The organism is Moorena sp. SIO3I6 (assembly GCF_010672095.1).
The window spans coordinates 83,502-100,961 of the sequence record NZ_JAAHHU010000011.1; the positions used below are offsets into that span (position 1 = coordinate 83,502).

Consider the following 17,460-nt stretch of genomic DNA (forward strand, 5'->3'; position numbering starts at 1 on the left):
AGTTATTATCTCAAGTTATCCAATAAATCATTTAATTTAATGTTTTATTAACTTCATCCTTGTTTTTTAAAATTTTTTCTACCCAAATTGTATCAGCTTTTGATAAACCAGGAATATTTTTTTGTTTGTAGTCAATCATTAAATCATAGCGCCCTTGGTCATAAACTTGATGTAAAATCATTTGTAAATCTAGAAGCATTTCTGGATCTTCTGGACATAAAGGTAAAGGAAAAACAGGAATCACATCTTGAAGGTTAAAAGCATATAGATAGGCTTGAGGCCGTTGATGACTAGGACTAACTAAAATGTGATAGTCACGCTCGATATTCTGGTTTAAATTAATTAGTGAATTACCTTGACGTAGTAAATCTATTTCTACGAAATTTGTTTTACTATTTAAAATAAGCTGACGTTTGTTTTCATATTTTTTCCGACCTTCTCCTACATTTTTATTGATAGGAGAAATAATTTCAATAGCCGTAACCACTTTTCCGGTACCAACTCTCCTAACTTCTAGATATCCTTGCTTAATAGTTTCTGTCAGAGCAAGTTCTATCGTTAAAGGTTCGGTAGAAGGAACTGCAACAGCTACATTAGACTCGGGATATCTGATAGTATTTTCAGAGCTTTTAGCAATGGCATTATCAGGAATACCAATAAGCGTGGACTTTTCTCCACTAGTTTCGTAGATTCGCACTTCTACCGCAACTACATATTTAGGGGCTAACTGTTGGTTTAATAAGCGAGCAATTTCCGTAATTAGCCAATGATGTACGCTTGACCAATAGGCTGAATCTTCTAAATAGGGATTCATTCCAGGGAATGGTGAGGGCATGGTTATTTATACTTAAAATTACGGGGTAACAGAGAAGCTAAAAGGAATAAGATCAAAAGACATTAATGCTGTAAAAAAAGGTTAGTTTTACTTAGTTTTGAACTTGGGATTGGTCACATCAAAATTGTAGAAGCAATGAACGCTCCACGCTCTGCCATAGTGTATAAACCAACGTGATGAGCAATTTTCTGGGGATGAATGGCTGTTTTTGGCAAACCCTGCTGGGCTGCCATCTCTGCTGAGAGGTCGAAGGTGGAACAGCCTTCGGTATAAACGGTAATGTCTTTTAACGTTGGTACCATATCATGATTGCGTGCTGATAGCATAGTAACCACGAAGTCCATGACGCAAATATCGGTACAGATTCCTACGACTACTAAGGCTTCCAGTTTGTGCTGGTTTATCCAGCTAATTAAACTATTGTTGCCAGTATCTACATCAATGGAACCGATAAAACCATTGATGCAGTCTTTTTGAATTAAAGTAGCGTGGGGATGAGTTTCTAGCCATTCCAGTTCAGGAACGAGCTTTTCTTCCCCAGACCCTTTTTCACAATGAGGAGGATAGGGAGGTTCTGGTTTGCCTGGTTCGTGGGTATCTAGAAAAGCTAAGACTGGCCAACCTTTGGCGGTGAAAGCTTTTGCTAGGCGATCGCTTTCTGATACCATGGTGGCTATTTGCTGATTTGGTTCTGTTGGAGCCAAAGGAGCAAAACCAACAGTGCAAAAGCCATTGAGCACATCCACAACGATCAAACCCGTGGGGCGATCGCCAATAGTATAGGGCTGAGGGTCAATGGGTAAGGCGGCTTCAATTGCTGCTAAGGTGGCATCGGGAGTAGTTAAAGAAGTTACCATCAAAACCTCCTGGTTATTCTTGGTATCGACAATTTAAAAAGCTAAGTTATGATTTCTTACCCTACCGCGAATTCAGTAAATTTCCTAAGGTAAGGGGCATGATAGGCCAGAACAATATCTTGGTGAGGGACACCGCGTTCAACTAAGACGTTGGCAATCCCAACTTCTGTACCATCATTTTGAATCCAAATCTTATTATCTTTAAGGTCAATGTGAATTGTGGAACCATAAATACGGCGACGATTACTCCATCCGGCATGGACAAGCTGGTAGCGGTCTCTTTCGGTATCAAAGATTAATTCCACTTCTACCTCACCATAAGCGGGTTTGTGGCTGCTGTATTCGGTTAGAATCTCTTTGACGAATTGCCGATATTGCTCTAGTTTTGCCATTGAACAATTTCCTCCTTAGTTGGCTCGAATACAAGCAATTTTATTTGATATTCTTGGGTAATAAGTTGAACGAAGCGACGGGCAAAGAATGTCTCGTAAATTTCAAGAGGAATAGCTAAATACAATAATCTCTCTGGATCTTCTGCTTTAAGGGCAAAGCGATAGTTAAGGAATTGTCCCAAAACCGTATGGAATTCAGAAATTGCCGAAGGCTTGAGAAAGGTTTTAATTTCAACAGCTATTTTTTCTTGATATTTTTCGGCGGCAATGAGTCTTTCGGCACCCAAATCGATGTAAATTTCAACTTCAGCAAAATTGATGTAGAGAGGATCGTGAGTAATACACCAGCCGTCCTTCTGTAAAGCTGATTTTACGGCTTCATGGAAGGTATCTCTGGCTGCCATTGTTGACCTCTACTTTAAGGTTGTGGTAATTAGCGATCACTCTAAATTATATCAATTAGATAGAGCCTCTTCTTGACTTATTACTTATTACAGGGTGACTTTAGGCAACTGCAAACCCTGTGTGCTTCCTCACTCCTGGTGATTTAAAGCCTAGAACAATACGCTCTTTGGGAATACCTGCTTCTAGGAGTTCCCCAGCGATGCCATCCTCTGTCCCATCGCGATGAATCCAGATTTTGCCATCGATAATTTCCACATGAATGATACAGCCGTGAACTTGGCGCACTCCCTCCCAACCAACTATCATTAATAGGTAGCGATCGCGTTCACAATCAAACACGCTATTTCGTTCAATTTCTCCGTAAGAATAAGGAATTTGTGCGTAGTCAGAGATTATTTTTTGAATAATCTCCCGGTCTCGCTCTAAAGTGTCCATCTAATAATATCCTCCGCTTCAGAATCAAAAACCAAAAGACGAACTCGATTGTTTTTTAACAACAGCTCACCAATAGGTTCTTCAAACAATCCACTGGCAACCTCTTGGGATACGGCTAAATAAAGCTCTCGGTCTGGTTCAACTTCGGCGAGAACGTCATGATATACAATATACTGACCAATTGCTTTCTCAAGATCGTTCATTTCCGATAGACCCATAAAACTTTTAATTTCAACAGCGATTTTGCGTTCGGCTCTCTCGGCTGCTAAGAGTTGCTCTGCTCCCAAGTCAACATACATATCCTTCTTACCCCATTTTAAACTGAGGGGATCGTCGGTAATTGTCCAACCATCTTTAATGAGAGCATTTTTGACACAGTCATGGTAAATGTCTTTAGCTGGCATATCTCCTTCAAGACCTCATCCACCTTCATCTTACAGTGCGATCGCTACTTGAGCTGCCAAAGCCCTGTGGCCAAGGGCAAATCCCCAGACTTTCAATTCTGTAAAATCTCGAACTCTTAAATTCTCCCAAATGAAGTTTATTTTAAGCTGACGGCTGACAGCTGAACGCGCACGCGTGAGCTTTTAGCTCACGGCTGTTGGCGTAGCCTGCGCGTAGCGCATATGCTTACATCCTAACTACCAAACGGTTTCAAAATTTAAACTAAATCCAGGTAATACTTCTTATGCAGATAGCGTCTTAGGAGAATTCAACACCTTAAACTGTTGTTGAGGTTTATAAATTTCTACAATTCTATTTTTGGGATCGATTAACCAGCCTAAGCTTATGCCATTGTCTAAATATTCTTGCATTTTTTGTCTTAAGCTTTCCATAGTATCCGTACGGGAGCGTAACTCAAGGACAAAATCAGGACAAAGGGGTGGGAAAGTGTCTTGTTGTTCTGGTGTGAGTTGATTCCAGCGTTCTATTTTTACCCAACTGACATCAGGAGAGCGATCGGCACCATTAGGAAGACGAAAAGCACAAGAAGAGTCAAAAACAACTCCGAGTTTGGTTTGATTGTTCCAAATCACAAATTGTGCAGATAATTGTGCGTTGCGTTTTCCGGTATTGCCTCCTGTAGGGGGCCTAACAATTAATTCTCCATTAGCAGTACGTTCGAGGCGCTTTTCTCGGTTAGCAGTAGCGAGTATTTGGAATTGTTCTTCTGTAACTTTGAAGGTGGGGGGAATGTTAATAGTATTCACCTTAAATTACCAATAATTAAATTACCAATAAAAAATGAAAGCGAGCTGCACATCAAACCTGTAGGGCGCTCGCCAATAGTATAGGGTTAAGGGTGAATATAGGGATAGGTTTGCACTGTTGTCACTGCTTTTGAATAAGTGCTATTCATACCGCTATCTCCTTGGGTTCTAACATTAGAGAAAGTTGTGGAGATTTCCACCAACGCTCCCCCTGTACTAAGGTGTGAACTTGCCAACTGGGTGAGGTTTGGTAATAATCCCTGCGGTAATGTCCGCCCCGACTTTCTGTGCGCAATGCTGCACTTTTGAGAATTAAATGGGCGATATCCAGGAGATTGAATGTTTCTGCAGCCGTTCGCAATTGCTGCTCCGCTAATGGTGACTCAAATTTAACTGTTTGGTTGGGCAGTAAATCAAGCAAGTATTGACTCACCTGAAAACCAGCCAATTCAGAGCGCCAGGAATTAACTTGAGCAAGGGCTGACTCTAAAACTTCCTGGGAGCGACAAATTCCTGCACTTTGCCACATCAGGGAGGGTAAACTTTGCCTTACTGAGGCTGTCTTCTCGATTTCCCTTTCCCACTCACCTTTCTCTTTTCTCAAAGGTAGGGATTCCGCCAGAACTGGATTAGGAGCTGTTTGAATTTCAGCTAATTGGGCGGCAAAAACCAAGCATTCCAATAAGGAATTACTCGCTAAGCGATTGGCACCATGAACCCCTGTACTAGCCGTTTCGCCAATGGCATATAGCCCTGGAATTGAAGTGCAACTGGTCAGATCGCAAGCCACTCCTCCCATCCAGTAATGGGCAGCAGGTGCAACGGGAATGGGCTGCTTTAAGATATCAATGCCCCAATGTTGACATACGTTAATAATATTGGGGAAACGATAGCGAATTCGATCTGGCTCGATTGGTTGCAAGTCTAAATAAACATTCCCGTGGCTAGGATCGGCGGAGGTTTTTTCTAAGTGACTAAAAATTGCCCGACTTACCACATCTCTAGGGGCCAATTCCCCTGAAGGGTGGTAATTAAAAGCAAAGCGATCGCCTTTGTAATCTACTAAATGTGCTCCTTCTCCCCGGACAGCTTCTGTAATCAAAAAGCGAGGTGCCCCTAGTTTGGTTAAAGCCGTGGGATGAAATTGGAAAAACTCCAAATCTCTAACAATTGCCCCAGCCCGCCAAGCCAGTGCTACTCCATCTCCTGTACTTACGGCTGGGTTCGTTGTCTGGGCAAAAACTTGACCGCCACCACCTGTGGCTAGGATTACCGCAGAGGCTTTTAGCCAAGATATCTGACCTTGATAGAGGAGGCTAATCCCCTGACAATGACCAGTTGCTGGATTGAGCCATAAACTCAAAGCCACTGCGTGAGAAAGCACCTGAATATTGGGACGCTCTAAAACTTTGGCAGTGAGCGTATCTACAATTGCTCGACCTGTGGTGTCTGCCGAATGGAGGACGCGGGGACGAGAGTGAGCTGCTTCTAGGGTCATGGCTAGCTTTTTGCCTTTGCGGTCAAAGGCTACCCCCATCTTGACTAGAGAGTCAATGGCAGCAGAGGCATTTTCTACCAGAAACGTTACCGCCTCGCGATCGCAAAGACCAACACCCGCTCGCAGGGTATCCTCTAGGTGAAGCTCTGGGGAATCAGATGGGTCAATAGCAGCAGCAATTCCTCCCTGAGCCCAGTTGCTAGAGCCTGTTTTCAGGGTGTCTTTGGTAATCAAACCTACCTGCAAATGAGCAGGTAGACAAAGGGCTGCATATAGCCCAGCCGCACCACTGCCCACCACTATGATGTCAAATTGGGAGGGAGTGTTAGCAGATCGGGAAGACTCGTCAGGGGATGATTTAAACTCTTGCACGATAGGTCATATTTCACTAATCTGTGATTAATTCCTAAGCAGTTCTTAGTTTTAACAACACAAATTGCTTATAAACGCTCCAATATAACTTATAAAGGATATTTTTGTCAAGTAATTGTGTCAAGCTGCTCAGGGGCAGTACAGCACTACACTGATAACTCCAACATCCGTTGAATTGGTCGCAAGGCGGCTACTCGGATTTCCTCGGGCATAGTAATTTCTGGTGTTTTCTGCTTCATGGCTAGATACAGCTTCTCCAAAGTATTGAGCCGCATGTGAGGGCATTCGTTACAGGCACAATTGCTATCCATACCTGGAGCAGGGATGAAATTTTTCTGGGGTGCCCTCTTTTGCATTTGGTGAATAATTCCTGGCTCAGTAGCCACGATAAATTCTTCCGTTGAACTTTGCTGGATATACTTTAATAAACCTGTTGTGGAACCAATGTAACTGGCATGACGCAATAGAGGGGGTTCGCATTCTGGATGGGCAATAAACTCCGCTTCAGGATGCTGTATTTTGAGTTCAACGATCTTTTTCTCAGAAAAGGTTTCATGGACAATACAACTGCCCTCCCACAGGACTAACTCCCGTCCGGTTTGCTCCATGACATAGCGACCTAAGTTCTTATCTGGGGCAAAAATAATCGGCTGGTCTTTCGGAATTTGGTTGACGATTTTAACTGAGTTAGAACTGGTGCAAATGATATCGCTCATCGCTTTAATGGCAGCGGAGCAATTAATGTAAGATACCACTAGATGGTCAGGATGGGCTGCTTTGAAGGCGGCAAATTCTTGGGGAGGGCAACTGTCAGCTAGGGAGCAACCTGCGTTTAAATCGGGGAGTAGTACCAATTTATTGGGGTTAAGGATTTTGGCAGTTTCTGCCATAAAGTGAACCCCAGCAAAGACGATAACATCTGCATCTGTAGCCGCCGCTTGTTGAGAAAGACCTAGAGAATCGCCGAGATAGTCAGCAATATCTTGAATATCTGGCTCTTGGTAATAGTGAGCCAGAATAACTGCGTTTAATTCTTGTTTAAGGTCTTCAATCGCTTCAAAAAGGTCTTTGGGCGGATACTCCAACTCTAGGGTTGGTTTTGGGAGTACATTTGTAAACATCGTATTCTTTCCCTATTTCTGACTATTTTAGTGCTTTTTGAAAATTTTATTTCTTTAATAATTATTAAATCTTCGGGATCCCTCCCACTGGGTGTTGTACTACTAAACTTTACTTAAGTTATGCTATTTTAATCCTGTCCTCGACTAGGCTGACCTCATGGGATCGCCAAATCAAATGATCTAGGGCGGTTTGCATAACTATCAGGTACACAGGATTGTTTTCCCACTTCCCTGCTCCCTGCTCCCTGCTCCCTGCTCCCTGCTCCCTGCTCCCTGCTCCCTGCTCCCTGCTCCCTAAAAACCTAGAACTTTGTACCTAACTGAATTTAAAACCGCTGTATGTGCATAACTTCAGCAGCCAGCTCTATTAGGTTTGGGTGCATCTCAATGAATGAAATTAGGCAAAAATGAGATGCAACCGATTAGATTTAACTATTATTATTTCCTATATTTTTTATCCAAATTGGTTGTTATTAAATTTTAAATTAACAATTTATCCACCTAATTTAAACCTTATTTTATGAAGGTATCACCAATAGCATTACCCTTAGTTTTTAAAACACTCTTCATTAACACCTCATGCACCAACACGGCTACAATAAAGCCTGGACAAACTTCGGATAGGATGTTATTAAATCCTAAAACTCGCCAGAGGATAGCAGTACTTAATCCTGCCAACATCATAGAGTTCAATGCTAAATAATGAGTGCGCCTTTTCAATAAGATAATCAGCATGGCTGGACCGAGGGAACTGGCCACAGATCCACTAGCAAAAAGAACCAACGAAAACACTGTGGAGGAAATAGAAATCGCCGCAATTACAGCGAGTATTCCCACCACTAAGGTCATGAATTGCTCGTATTTCACGCCATATTTCCGGGACATCCTCCGATGCAAACCCGGGGAAATATCTCTAGCGATGGCACTGGAACAAACCAGAAGTTGGGAATCTGCTGTAGAGGCAATGATAGAAAAAACACCAGCCAACACAATACCGACTAAAAAGGGATTAAACTGTTGTGTAGCTTAGAAGGGCAAGGCTTGTCCTCCCGTTAGGCAGTAGACTAGAATCGAAGCTGCTGCGATCAAAGCTCCAATCGTAGGGTCAACTCCAAAAAATACATCAAGGGTCTTGGCAGCTGCAGCAAATTGTGCGGCAGTATAGGCTCCGATAAATACAACAGTGATCACAGCAACGATCAACGTGATTATTCGTCTGCCTTGAGNCACCAGTTGCCAATTTAACTCCCCATCTTCCCATCTGCTCACAGTTCCGACATTTCCGTGTTCAACACGTCTACCAATTACCAATTACCCATAACCAATTACCTATCACCAATCCGCCATCTCTTAACCACTTGTCGCAATCGCGCAGGTAACCAACTGTCATACTTAGGATAAACAGGCAAACGCGCTACTAACTTCCACCCAGCTGGTTCAATCACTTCCCGCAATCGATAACTATGGGGATGAGGATAATCGGGATTCACCTCATCCTTGGGACTAATTCCTCCTAAATCCCGTGCGCCAGCCTCCAAACACGCTAATAGAGCAGAAGACCGTTGAGGCAATTCCCCAACAGTATCAACTAAATTGGGAGGAATTTGGATAGTAATATCCAAGGGCAAAATCTGACGCGCCTTCCGAATCACCTTTGGCAGCTGATTAATCCCGAAAGACTGACTATGAAACATTTCTGTAGTGCCCTGACTATAAGGTTGCAGGATCACCTCTTGGATATGACCATACTCACGATGAATTTGTGCGATCGCATTTAAACTTTCCCACCAATCCTCCTCACTCTCACCAATCCCCAACAACAAACCGGTCGTAAAGGGAATCCCCAATTCTCCCGCCCATTGCAACTGTTGTAGTCTAACTTCTGGTATCTTACTGGGAGCATAGCAATGAACGGTTTTGAGCAACTCCGGTGTCAATTGTTCCAACATCAACCCCATAGACACATTCACCTGCTTGAGTGCCGCCATCTCCTCCCAACTCAAGGGTCCAACATTAGTATGGGGCAAAAATCCCAGAGACAAAGCCAGGTCACACAAATCATAAATTCGTTGAAACCAAGCTTTGCGCCGTGAAGACCTAGGATGAACCTCACCACTGAGAATCAGAATTTCACAAACACCCTGAGACTGAAGCAACCTTAACTGATTTTCAGCATCCTCCAGAGTCAACCAAGGACTGCTACCCGGTTCAGCACGAAAATTGCAGTAGCTACAGCGATTAAAGCATTCATAAGTGGGAACCAAAGTGTAGGCAGGGCTGTAGGTAATGATTTGGGAATCAGATTGGCAATCAGAAACGTTCATAGGAAAAAACACCCGCGCAAGTTAGAAGTCAGAAGTCAGAAGTCAAAAGTAAGCTATGACTAAGTTTCGGAGTTTAGGAATGTCAAACATCTTAATGCGTAGTGCTATATCAATGTTCCCTGTTCCCTGTTCCCTGTTCCCTGTTCCCTATTCCCTACTCCCTACTCCCTACTCCCTACTCCCTACTCCCTACTCCCTACTCCCTACTCCCTATTAGCTACTAACTAATGCCTGTTGTTTAGCATAAATATTTTTCATATGCTTCTTAACAGTATTGGTAGTAATATAAAGCCGAGCCGCAATTTCTTTGTAAGACAGTTTAGCTTTCTTAAGCAACCAAACTTCAGCTTCCCGGTTAGTCAATCCATATTTTTTAGCATCAGTAATAGCAGCATTATAGCCAGAACTATGGCGATTCTCTAGAGTGACTAACAGATAATGCTGTGCTTGATTATCCAAGACTAACCATCTGACCCTAACTCGAAACTTTAAGGAATTATCCGTTTGGATTTCCGACTCAAGAATCATTTTTTGCCCAGAAAACCAATCGCAACTATCAATTAACGCTTCGCACACTCGCCAAATTGACTCAGGGATAGAACTCATCTGTGACTGATATTGACAGAGTTGACGACAAATGCGACGCCCACGTTCATTAGCATGAACCCACTTTCCTTGAGACGTCAGAATCAAGACACCGTCAACAAACCCTTCAAGAATTTCTTCTAGAAGAAATTGAGGGTTCTTCGATTGTAAACTAGTAACCTGATACTTATTTTCTGAATGACTGAGCTGATTGGCGGAAGGCCACGCTACGCGATTGGCGGAAGGCCAAGCTACGGGATTGGCGGAAGGCCACGCTAAGCGATTGGCGGAAGGCCACGCTACGCGATCGAAACCTTTGACTTGCTGGTTAATCTGGGACTCTAAGCTATACATGTTGAATCTCCTTCAATACCCATAACGCATGCGAATTACCCAAGAACTCTATACAGAGATGGCTGAATTGAGTAACTCGTTCTGGCTTACTGATACAGTCATTGTTATAGGCGAACTCCTGTAGCTACAATGAGCAAGCTACAGATTTCTCAAATTCGTTGCATTTGTTTGCAATCAAGGGCAGCCGGGTGAAGGGACCGGGGTGCATCTCATATTTGTAAAAAAGATCGGAAGTGTGGGGCCCGGGCGCCTCTCAAGTTGTGATTTTCCTGGGTTCACACACCGATTGGTAGTCGTTCGCGTAGCGTGGCCTACGGCCAATGATTGGGTTTTTAAGGAGGATTTTCCCTGCCCTGGGAGCATTACTACTTTCAGGTCGATAAGTTACGGGTCTCTCTCCCGGCTCAGCCTGCGGTTTTTCAGCCTGTACTCATACTACTACGTCTATACTCTGCCGACAGTAGTAGGGTGGGCAGTGGATCAGACAGATAATCAAGCTTGCAAAGCACTTTGGTAAGCACTGCCCACCCTAGGATTCTTCTTGCTTGCCTGTTCTCTGCCGACAGTAGTAGGGTGGGCAGTGGATCAGACAGATAATCAAGCTTGCAAAGAGCCTTGGTCGGCACTGCCCACCCCAAGATTAATCCTGTGGAATCGGCATCAGGCGTGGAACGGGCATCTTGCCCGTTGTGGAACGGGCATCTTGCCCGTTGTGGAACGGGCATCTTGCCCGTTGTGGAACGGGCATCTTGCCCGTTGTGGAACGGGCATCTTGCCAGTTTCCTGCCCACAGGTCTAACAAACCTAATATATGGTCACGAAAGCGATCGCACCTTTTTTATTAAGTAATGTTAAGTTGTTATAGCAGTCAATCAGACAGATTCAGAAGCTTGTCATAGCGTTGGTAGGCAGTGCCCACCCTAGGATTAATCCCTAGGATTAATCAAAATTTTCCCAGCTCTGAGCAATCATTGACTAAAGCAATCACTGCTATTTTTGTTAAGCAATGTTAAGCTAATATAGCACTGGATCAAACGGATTCACCAAGCTGGCAATATACTGGCCTAAGTCTTGCCCAGTATAGGATTAATCCCTTTGATTCATCCCTCGGATTAAGCAAAATGGTGCCAGCTTTCAGTAATCATTAACGAAAGCGATCGCATAGTTTTTCTTAAGTAGAGTTAAGTAGTTTTAAATAAAGTTACGATTAAACCCCGAAAATGTATTTATCTTCAGCATTGTATTAGGATAAATACAGACAGGCGAAACAAGCCTGCTGAACCTAGATAATCTAATAAACGCAATCATCCGAACATGACTACCACATTAAACCAGCGTAACGCTAACGTGTGGGATCGGTTCTGCGATTGGATCACTTCCACCAACAACCGCCTTTATGTAGGCTGGTTCGGTGTACTGATGATCCCTACATTGCTAACCGCTACCATCTGCTTCATCATCGCCTTCATCGCTGCTCCCCCTGTGGACATCGATGGCATCCGTGAGCCTGTTGCTGGCTCCTTGATTTATGGCAACAACATCATCTCTGGTGCTGTTGTTCCTTCTTCTAATGCCATTGGCTTACACTTCTACCCAATCTGGGAAGCAGCTTCCTTAGATGAGTGGCTCTACAATGGTGGTCCTTACCAGCTAATCATCTTCCACTTCCTTGTTGGTATCTTCACCTACATGGGTCGTCAGTGGGAGCTGAGCTACCGTCTAGGCATGCGTCCTTGGATCTGCGTTGCTTACAGCGCTCCCTTGGCTGCTGCTACCTCCGTGTTCCTAATCTACCCCATTGGACAAGGTTCCTTCTCCGATGGTATGCCTTTGGGAATCAGCGGTACCTTCAACTTCATGTTCGTGTTCCAAGCTGAGCACAACATTCTTATGCACCCCTTCCACATGCTGGGTGTAGCTGGCGTATTCGGCGGTTCACTGTTTAGTGCTATGCACGGTTCTTTGGTGACCTCCTCCTTAGTGCGTGAGACCACCGAAACCGAGTCTCAGAACTATGGTTACAAGTTCGGACAAGAGGAAGAAACTTACAACATCGTTGCAGCTCACGGCTACTTCGGTCGTTTGATCTTCCAATATGCGTCCTTCAACAACAGCCGTTCCTTGCACTTCTTCTTGGGTGCTTGGCCTGTAGTAGGCATCTGGTTTACCGCTTTGGGCATCAGCACCATGGCGTTCAACCTCAATGGCTTCAACTTCAACCAGAGTGTTATTGACTCTCAAGGTCATGTAATCAACACTTGGGCTGATGTACTAAACCGCGCTAACCTAGGTTTCGAGGTAATGCACGAGCGTAACGCTCACAACTTCCCTCTAGACTTAGCTGCTGGTGAAGCTACTCCTGTTGCTTTAACTGCTCCAGTTATCAACGGCTAATATAAATTTGACTTAATTGGTTAAATTCAAATAGAGCGCTCTCCGTTTGGGGGGCGCTTTTTTGTTTGTGTGTAACGGGAATCGGGAAGTTTGAAGTCAGAAGTTTGAAGTTTGAAGTCAGAAGTCAGAAGTTTGAAGTTTGAAGTTTTTATCAAGTCAGAAGTCAGAAGTTTTTATGAAGTCAGAAGTCTATTCTTTGAGTTTTTTGACGGTAGTGACTAAGATTTTAATAATTTCTTCGGTTTCTTGGATTAGTCCTTTGAACTTTTCTAATGATACCAGTTCGGCTTCTATGAGAACCTCTAGCCAGTATTTTGTTTCTCTTGCTTCCTTGAGAGCAATTTCATATTTACTGATAAAATCTCTGCGGGATTGGGCTGACTGAGCTTCACTACAATTCGCTCCGATAGACGTTCCTGATCTTAATAACTGATTCCCTAACATTCTAGGAACTTTAGATTCTTCTAACCAAATGCAAGCTTTGACTATTCTAACCGCAAACTTTTTGGTTCTGTCCTGAATTGAAACTTGTTGATAACTCAAATTATTTCTTCAAACTTCAAACTTCTGACTTCAAACTTCAAACTTCTGACTTCATCCAGTTCTCCCGGACACGCACACTATACGAAAACCAACAACGTCGTTGCGGTCCTCGCGCCTAAAGTTGTTGCCGCGAATCGCAGAACGGCAGTAATCAGGATAGTCAATCCAGGAGCCGCCCCGCAGCCTGGAATAAGGGCTTTTATACTCATTTTTAGCTGAATATGACTGATTTTCAGTCTTGACATTTTCCGGTTCATTATCATCAATCCAAGCACTGCCATCTGTGGGGGCACCTTCGTAGTTATGATGCCAATCATCTAAACACCATTCCCAAACATTCCCGTGCATATCATATAACCCAAAGGGATTCGGAGGAAATTCACCCACAGGGGTGGTTCCCTTGCTTCTTTCTCCTGGTGGTTCATCCCGATAAGGTCTTGAGACGTCGTAATTGGCTAACTTTCCGGTAATCGTCTCTCCAAAGTAGAATGGGGGATAGGATTTTCCAGTATCAAGCTTTAGGGGTTCTCTAACACCTCGACAGGCATATTCCCATTCCGCTTCAGAAGGCAGTCTATACTCCCTTCCTGTTAGCTGAGAAAGGCGGTCACAGAACTCTACTGCTTCATACCAATTTACTGTTTCTACGGGGCGGTTATCCCCTTTAAAGCTTGAGGGGTCTGGATCTAAGTCTCTCTCGACTTTCAAGTCTGTCATTAATGCGATCGCGTTCCATTGGGCTTGGGTTACAGGGTATTTCCCCATAAAGAAGGCTTGGAGTGTGACATTATGTTGAGGTCTTTCATAGTCATAGCTATTTTTTTCGCTTTCAGGGGAACCCATTGTAAACGTTCCTCCAGGGATAGCCACCATTTCCAGTTCGACATTACCGGTTAGGGTTTCGGTGAAGTAAGAGGCGGTGTAGGTTGTTGTTTCGGTAATTTCCCCCTGATGGTTAACAGTCGGGGTTTTAAATGTCCACTGTTGTAATTTCTCTTGATCCTGGTCTAGCTCCTCTTCAAAAACAATGGTGGGAACTTCTGCTTCAAATTCAAAAGGTTCTAAGTTGTCAGTGAGCTCAAGTTTCTCCCGTTTCCGTTTTGCGACTTTTGCCCTGAGTTCTTGTGCTAAATTGGCGTATTCTCCTCCCCAAGTGGTCAGAACTGCTGCTTTGACTTCAGCAAAATAGAGGTCTCGATCCGCAGCAAAACCTGGAACAGAACCGGCTGGGTTGGGAATCAGTGCTGGAAAATCCCGCAGACTACCATAACGGTGCTCTATGAAATCTCCAATTTCCCGCCAAATCTCAGTGGTGCGTTGAACTGGACTATTTCCTAGCAGTAACTCCCGAATTCCCGGACGAAATTCATACCAAGTTTCGGCAACAGTTGCCTGGTCTGGCCCCAAGGAAGACTTTTGGATAAGACCACTAAAAAAAACTTCTGCCAGATGCCAGTGTTCGCTATCGGGTAAAAACCACTGTTGTGCCAAGCGCATCACTGGAGGAATCAGGGGAACAGCAGCCAGAACTTCAGCAAGTTTTCGGGCTTTGGGGCTAGCATTAGCCAAGAATTCTCTCAGTAACTGTTCGGGAGGGCGTTGCTGAATTGAAGTATGAATGCGGGATCGTCTGGTTTTGGTCAAGCCCCCTAAATCCCCCAACTTTGGGGGACTTTCAGAGTTTTGTTCCCCCCAGCGAGGGATTGCTCGCTGGGGGGCTAGGGGGTTGGTCAAGCCCCCTAAATCCCCCAACTTTGGGGGACTTTCAGAGTTTTGTTCCCCCCAGCGAGGGATTGCTCGCTGGGGGGCTAGGGGGTTGGTCAAGCCCCCTAAATCCCCCAACTTTGGGGGACTTTCAGAGTTTTGTTCCCCCCAGAATTGGGGGGCTAGGGGGGCGGAATCATACCCAGAATCAGCAACGCCTTCGGGAATTTCCGCCACTGATTTGGAATTAGTTGTCTCTGTTTCGGGCTTATCCTGTCTAATTAAAACCCCTTGAATCGAATTGCTGCCACTCCCGGTGATAAAATTCGCCCAAGTGCTAAAGTGGTTAACGGATAAATTGAAAATTGGAAATTTATATAACCTAGCCGTTGTACGAAGCCTAGCTCCTACTTGTAACATGGAGTTAGGGGACTCTGCCTGGCGAGCAATTAATGGTCGTTGAATTGCCTGATCTAGACCTGTGCGCTGCCATAGGGTTTGAGGAAAAACATGGGCAATACTAACAGGATGCTGTTCTCCTAATTGTGCTAAAACTTCAAAGGCTTGACCGGAATACCAAGCCTTTCCCAAAGTATCTGTTAAGGCAATAAAGAGTCGATGTCCTCCTGGTGCAATCAGGCTACGAACATTCCGTTCCATACGGTCAACACCTGAAAACAATTGGGGCGTAGGTTCTGTTGTATCGAAGTGCCAAATCCGGACATCCCGGAAAAACCCTTGCCAGCGAAAAAGCGTTGCCACTCCTTCCGCTAAATCTCCCCAAAATGCCATGGAAGGGGAGCAATCAATCAATAAATGTACCTCAAACCATCGCTCTAGGGGAGAACGAAATGCCACCATTGGCAATCCATTGGCTTCGGCTGTTTGTTCAACGGTTGCATCAATATCCAGTTCATTGGCTAGCAGTCCAGAAACACGCTTAGATAAAGGCAACAGTGCCTTACTGATTTCCCTAGGTTTGGGTAAGGGAAAGGGGTCAGGAACACGAATAGGAGAGCTGTAATTATTGGAGGATGATTCGGGTTTTTGAGGGGAAGTCGGGGCATGGTCAGGCTGTTTAAGATTAGCCGCAATGGGTATCTTTTGTTCTGCTTTTTCCCTTCCTGAAGGAGGAATCTTTGGATAATCGTCTGAGAGATTTTCAGTAGATGATTCTGGATCACAATGGTGTACATCCTCTGGTGGTTTGATGTCTTGAGAGGATGGAGGAGCAACAATACGATCTACGTGAGCCGCGCACCAGATCAGCTCTGCCACTTCTCTATCATCTTGCCACCATTGATTTTTTTCACTCACCATTTACCCCTGACCTCACAGTGATTTGAAGATAGTATTCAATACCTCTTTCCGTGTTTCTTCAGTCAAGTCATCTCCTTGTAGTAATAAATAAATGGCATTCAATAATTGATCCGTTGCTAACTTTGTGTCTCTTGCCTTAATCCGTGCCAAAAATTCCTTGATTAATTTCCGAGCTGGCTCATCCAGTTGCTTTAAATGGGTGGCATCAAAGCGGTTTTCTAAAATTTTATAAAAACCCTCTTCTGTATCAGGTTGCTTAAGAGATAACCGTAAACATCGGCGTAGAAAGGCTGGTGGAAACTCCCGTGCTTCATTACTGGTCATCAAGACTAAGGGAAACTCTTGACATTGAATTAATCCTTTGTCAACCGAAATTTTTTCATCACTATCATTGCTGTGACTGCGGTAAGGAAGTACCTTTTGGAAGTCCCTGTTTAAGCGACTCAGTTCTGGAATCTCAAAAAATCCTTCCTCAAATATATGTAAGAGATCATTGGGCATATCAATATCACTCTTATCAATTTCGTCAATTAACAGCACTGCCGGTCTACCGGGTTGAGATTGATGAAATGCCATACCCATTGGTCTTAATCTTAAATAGTTACCAATGTCAGGCTCTTTTATTCTCTCTGTATTACCAACTTGTTGCCTCAGTAAAGACACTTCTTGTAATCGCCCAATGGCATCGTAGGCATAGAGACCATCTTTCAAAGTAGTGCGAGAAACAATTGACCAGCGGTAAGGCCCCGGTAGTCCCAATTCAGCTGCTACTGCATAGGCTAAGGATGTTTTGCCGCTACCGGGATTTCCTTCCATCAGTAAAGGGCGACGTAAACACAATGCAGCATTGACCAATTCTACCGCTTGCTTGCTCGGAACAAACCCCAATGCCTTTGGATTAATCTTTCTTACGATGTCTTGAGTATTTTGTGATTTTGCTTTTTCACGCCATTGCTCAACTGACAGACCAAAGGTGCGCCAAGGGGGTGGCGGTGGCATACGACTCAGATGCTGTTGTTGGTCTTCTGGGGTTGGTAAACTTCCTCTAGTGAGGGTTAAGCCCCGGTAGATGCGACGATCCGGCTGGTCAGATGTTGGGTTCTTTGGCAT

At 44.2% G+C, this 17,460-nt stretch carries 19 protein-coding genes and 1 pseudogene; 3 read left to right on the plus strand and 17 right to left on the minus strand.

Annotation, left to right across the window (positions count from 1 at the left end):
* Window positions 1-31: 31 nt before the first annotated feature.
* The 12 genes and pseudogenes from F6K49_RS06440 to cofG all read right to left on the minus strand — a co-directional run bounded on the left by F6K49_RS06440 (window position 32) and on the right by cofG (window position 9,450).
* Window positions 32-835, minus strand: coding sequence for a DUF4058 family protein (locus tag F6K49_RS06440; protein ID WP_293095138.1), 804 nt, complete (start codon window positions 833-835; stop codon window positions 32-34).
* Window positions 836-948: 113 nt separating this feature from the next.
* Window positions 949-1,692, minus strand: coding sequence for an isochorismatase family protein (locus tag F6K49_RS06445; RefSeq protein WP_293039617.1), 744 nt, complete (start codon window positions 1,690-1,692; stop codon window positions 949-951).
* A gap of 56 nt (window positions 1,693-1,748) precedes the next feature.
* Window positions 1,749-2,084, minus strand: coding sequence for a XisI protein (locus tag F6K49_RS06450; RefSeq protein ID WP_075903795.1), 336 nt, complete (start codon window positions 2,082-2,084; stop codon window positions 1,749-1,751).
* On the minus strand, window positions 2,072-2,488 hold the full coding sequence (locus tag F6K49_RS06455) for a XisH family protein (RefSeq protein ID WP_293095141.1): 417 nt from the start codon (window positions 2,486-2,488) through the stop codon (window positions 2,072-2,074). The genes F6K49_RS06450 and F6K49_RS06455 overlap by 13 nt, the downstream gene beginning before the upstream one ends.
* A 100-nt stretch (window positions 2,489-2,588) precedes the next feature.
* Entirely contained in the window at window positions 2,589-2,924 is a 336-nt protein-coding gene (locus F6K49_RS06460; protein WP_293095144.1) for a XisI protein, read from the minus strand.
* Window positions 2,912-3,328: a XisH family protein gene (locus F6K49_RS06465; protein WP_293095147.1), complete on the minus strand. Its 417-nt coding sequence runs from the start codon at window positions 3,326-3,328 to the stop codon at window positions 2,912-2,914. The genes F6K49_RS06460 and F6K49_RS06465 overlap by 13 nt, the downstream gene beginning before the upstream one ends.
* A 282-nt stretch (window positions 3,329-3,610) precedes the next feature.
* On the minus strand, window positions 3,611-4,135 hold the full coding sequence (locus F6K49_RS06470) for a Uma2 family endonuclease (RefSeq protein WP_293095151.1): 525 nt from the start codon (window positions 4,133-4,135) through the stop codon (window positions 3,611-3,613).
* A 145-nt stretch (window positions 4,136-4,280) separates the two neighbouring features.
* A complete protein-coding gene (gene nadB, locus F6K49_RS06475; RefSeq protein ID WP_293095155.1) occupies window positions 4,281-6,005 on the minus strand; it encodes an L-aspartate oxidase in 1,725 nt (574 codons plus the stop codon).
* A 146-nt stretch (window positions 6,006-6,151) separates the two neighbouring features.
* Window positions 6,152-7,126, minus strand: a complete 975-nt coding sequence (gene nadA / locus F6K49_RS06480) for a quinolinate synthase NadA (protein ID WP_293095157.1) — start codon at window positions 7,124-7,126, stop codon at window positions 6,152-6,154.
* A gap of 513 nt (window positions 7,127-7,639) precedes the next feature.
* Window positions 7,640-8,128, minus strand: a pseudogene (locus F6K49_RS06485) (hypothetical protein); the annotation flags it as partial.
* A 24-nt stretch (window positions 8,129-8,152) separates the two neighbouring features.
* Entirely contained in the window at window positions 8,153-8,395 is a 243-nt protein-coding gene (locus F6K49_RS06490) for a hypothetical protein (protein WP_293095159.1), read from the minus strand.
* 56 nt (window positions 8,396-8,451) lie between these two features.
* Window positions 8,452-9,450 (minus strand): 7,8-didemethyl-8-hydroxy-5-deazariboflavin synthase subunit CofG, encoded by a 999-nt coding sequence (gene cofG, locus F6K49_RS06495; RefSeq protein WP_293019535.1) that lies wholly within the window; start codon window positions 9,448-9,450, stop codon window positions 8,452-8,454.
* A gap of 79 nt (window positions 9,451-9,529) precedes the next feature.
* On the opposite strand from cofG, the gene F6K49_RS06500 reads away from it, so the two are divergent.
* Window positions 9,530-9,667 carry a hypothetical protein gene (locus F6K49_RS06500; RefSeq protein WP_293019533.1) on the plus strand — a complete coding sequence of 46 codons (138 nt, stop codon included), beginning with the start codon at window positions 9,530-9,532 and terminating at the stop codon, window positions 9,665-9,667.
* Here F6K49_RS06500 and F6K49_RS06505 read toward each other — a convergent pair.
* Together F6K49_RS06505 and F6K49_RS06510 are read right to left on the minus strand one after the other, a co-directional pair.
* Complete coding sequence (locus tag F6K49_RS06505; protein WP_293019532.1) at window positions 9,664-10,389, minus strand: helix-turn-helix transcriptional regulator; 726 nt, start codon at window positions 10,387-10,389, stop codon at window positions 9,664-9,666. The genes F6K49_RS06500 and F6K49_RS06505 overlap by 4 nt on opposite strands.
* A gap of 419 nt (window positions 10,390-10,808) precedes the next feature.
* Window positions 10,809-11,114 carry a hypothetical protein gene (locus tag F6K49_RS06510; protein WP_293095162.1) on the minus strand — a complete coding sequence of 102 codons (306 nt, stop codon included), beginning with the start codon at window positions 11,112-11,114 and terminating at the stop codon, window positions 10,809-10,811.
* Window position 11,115: 1 nt separating this feature from the next.
* Between F6K49_RS06510 and F6K49_RS06515 the strand changes: the two genes are divergently transcribed.
* Together F6K49_RS06515 and psbA are read left to right on the plus strand one after the other, a co-directional pair.
* On the plus strand, window positions 11,116-11,238 hold the full coding sequence (locus F6K49_RS06515; RefSeq protein WP_293095165.1) for a hypothetical protein: 123 nt from the start codon (window positions 11,116-11,118) through the stop codon (window positions 11,236-11,238).
* Between the two features lie 465 nt (window positions 11,239-11,703).
* The gene (gene psbA, locus F6K49_RS06520; protein ID WP_293019530.1) at window positions 11,704-12,783 is read left to right on the plus strand and encodes a photosystem II q(b) protein; all 1,080 of its coding nucleotides are present in this window, start codon (window positions 11,704-11,706) and stop codon (window positions 12,781-12,783) included.
* A 189-nt stretch (window positions 12,784-12,972) separates the two neighbouring features.
* Here psbA and F6K49_RS06525 read toward each other — a convergent pair whose 3' ends face one another.
* Genes F6K49_RS06525 through F6K49_RS06535 form a run of 3 tightly spaced genes read right to left on the minus strand, consistent with a single transcriptional unit; the run spans window position 12,973 to window position 17,460 of the window.
* On the minus strand, window positions 12,973-13,326 hold the full coding sequence (locus F6K49_RS06525; RefSeq protein ID WP_293065193.1) for a four helix bundle protein: 354 nt from the start codon (window positions 13,324-13,326) through the stop codon (window positions 12,973-12,975).
* 51 nt (window positions 13,327-13,377) lie between these two features.
* Complete coding sequence (locus F6K49_RS06530) at window positions 13,378-16,350, minus strand: SAV_2336 N-terminal domain-related protein (RefSeq protein WP_293019525.1); 2,973 nt, start codon at window positions 16,348-16,350, stop codon at window positions 13,378-13,380.
* A gap of 12 nt (window positions 16,351-16,362) precedes the next feature.
* Complete coding sequence (locus F6K49_RS06535) at window positions 16,363-17,460, minus strand: MoxR family ATPase (RefSeq protein WP_293065191.1); 1,098 nt, start codon at window positions 17,458-17,460, stop codon at window positions 16,363-16,365.

What these genes read in the sequence shown, in the direction of transcription:
- F6K49_RS06445 (WP_293039617.1), bottom strand. Translation starts at nt 1,692, where the DNA reads ATGGTAACTTCTTTAACTACTCCCGATGCCACCTTAGCAGCAATTGAA.
- F6K49_RS06505 (WP_293019532.1), bottom strand. Translation starts at nt 10,389, where the DNA reads ATGTATAGCTTAGAGTCCCAGATTAACCAGCAAGTCAAAGGTTTCGAT.
- F6K49_RS06450 (WP_075903795.1), bottom strand. Translation starts at nt 2,084, where the DNA reads ATGGCAAAACTAGAGCAATATCGGCAATTCGTCAAAGAGATTCTAACC.
- F6K49_RS06510 (WP_293095162.1), bottom strand. Translation starts at nt 11,114, where the DNA reads ATGCCCGTTCCACAACGGGCAAGATGCCCGTTCCACAACGGGCAAGAT.
- F6K49_RS06460 (WP_293095144.1), bottom strand. Translation starts at nt 2,924, where the DNA reads ATGGACACTTTAGAGCGAGACCGGGAGATTATTCAAAAAATAATCTCT.
- F6K49_RS06530 (WP_293019525.1), bottom strand. Translation starts at nt 16,350, where the DNA reads ATGGTGAGTGAAAAAAATCAATGGTGGCAAGATGATAGAGAAGTGGCA.
- psbA (WP_293019530.1), top strand. Translation starts at nt 11,704, where the DNA reads ATGACTACCACATTAAACCAGCGTAACGCTAACGTGTGGGATCGGTTC.
- cofG (WP_293019535.1), bottom strand. Translation starts at nt 9,450, where the DNA reads ATGAACGTTTCTGATTGCCAATCTGATTCCCAAATCATTACCTACAGC.
- F6K49_RS06500 (WP_293019533.1), top strand. Translation starts at nt 9,530, where the DNA reads ATGTCAAACATCTTAATGCGTAGTGCTATATCAATGTTCCCTGTTCCC.
- F6K49_RS06535 (WP_293065191.1), bottom strand. Translation starts at nt 17,460, where the DNA reads ATGCCAAAGAACCCAACATCTGACCAGCCGGATCGTCGCATCTACCGG.
- nadA (WP_293095157.1), bottom strand. Translation starts at nt 7,126, where the DNA reads ATGTTTACAAATGTACTCCCAAAACCAACCCTAGAGTTGGAGTATCCG.
- F6K49_RS06455 (WP_293095141.1), bottom strand. Translation starts at nt 2,488, where the DNA reads ATGGCAGCCAGAGATACCTTCCATGAAGCCGTAAAATCAGCTTTACAG.
- F6K49_RS06440 (WP_293095138.1), bottom strand. Translation starts at nt 835, where the DNA reads ATGCCCTCACCATTCCCTGGAATGAATCCCTATTTAGAAGATTCAGCC.
- F6K49_RS06465 (WP_293095147.1), bottom strand. Translation starts at nt 3,328, where the DNA reads ATGCCAGCTAAAGACATTTACCATGACTGTGTCAAAAATGCTCTCATT.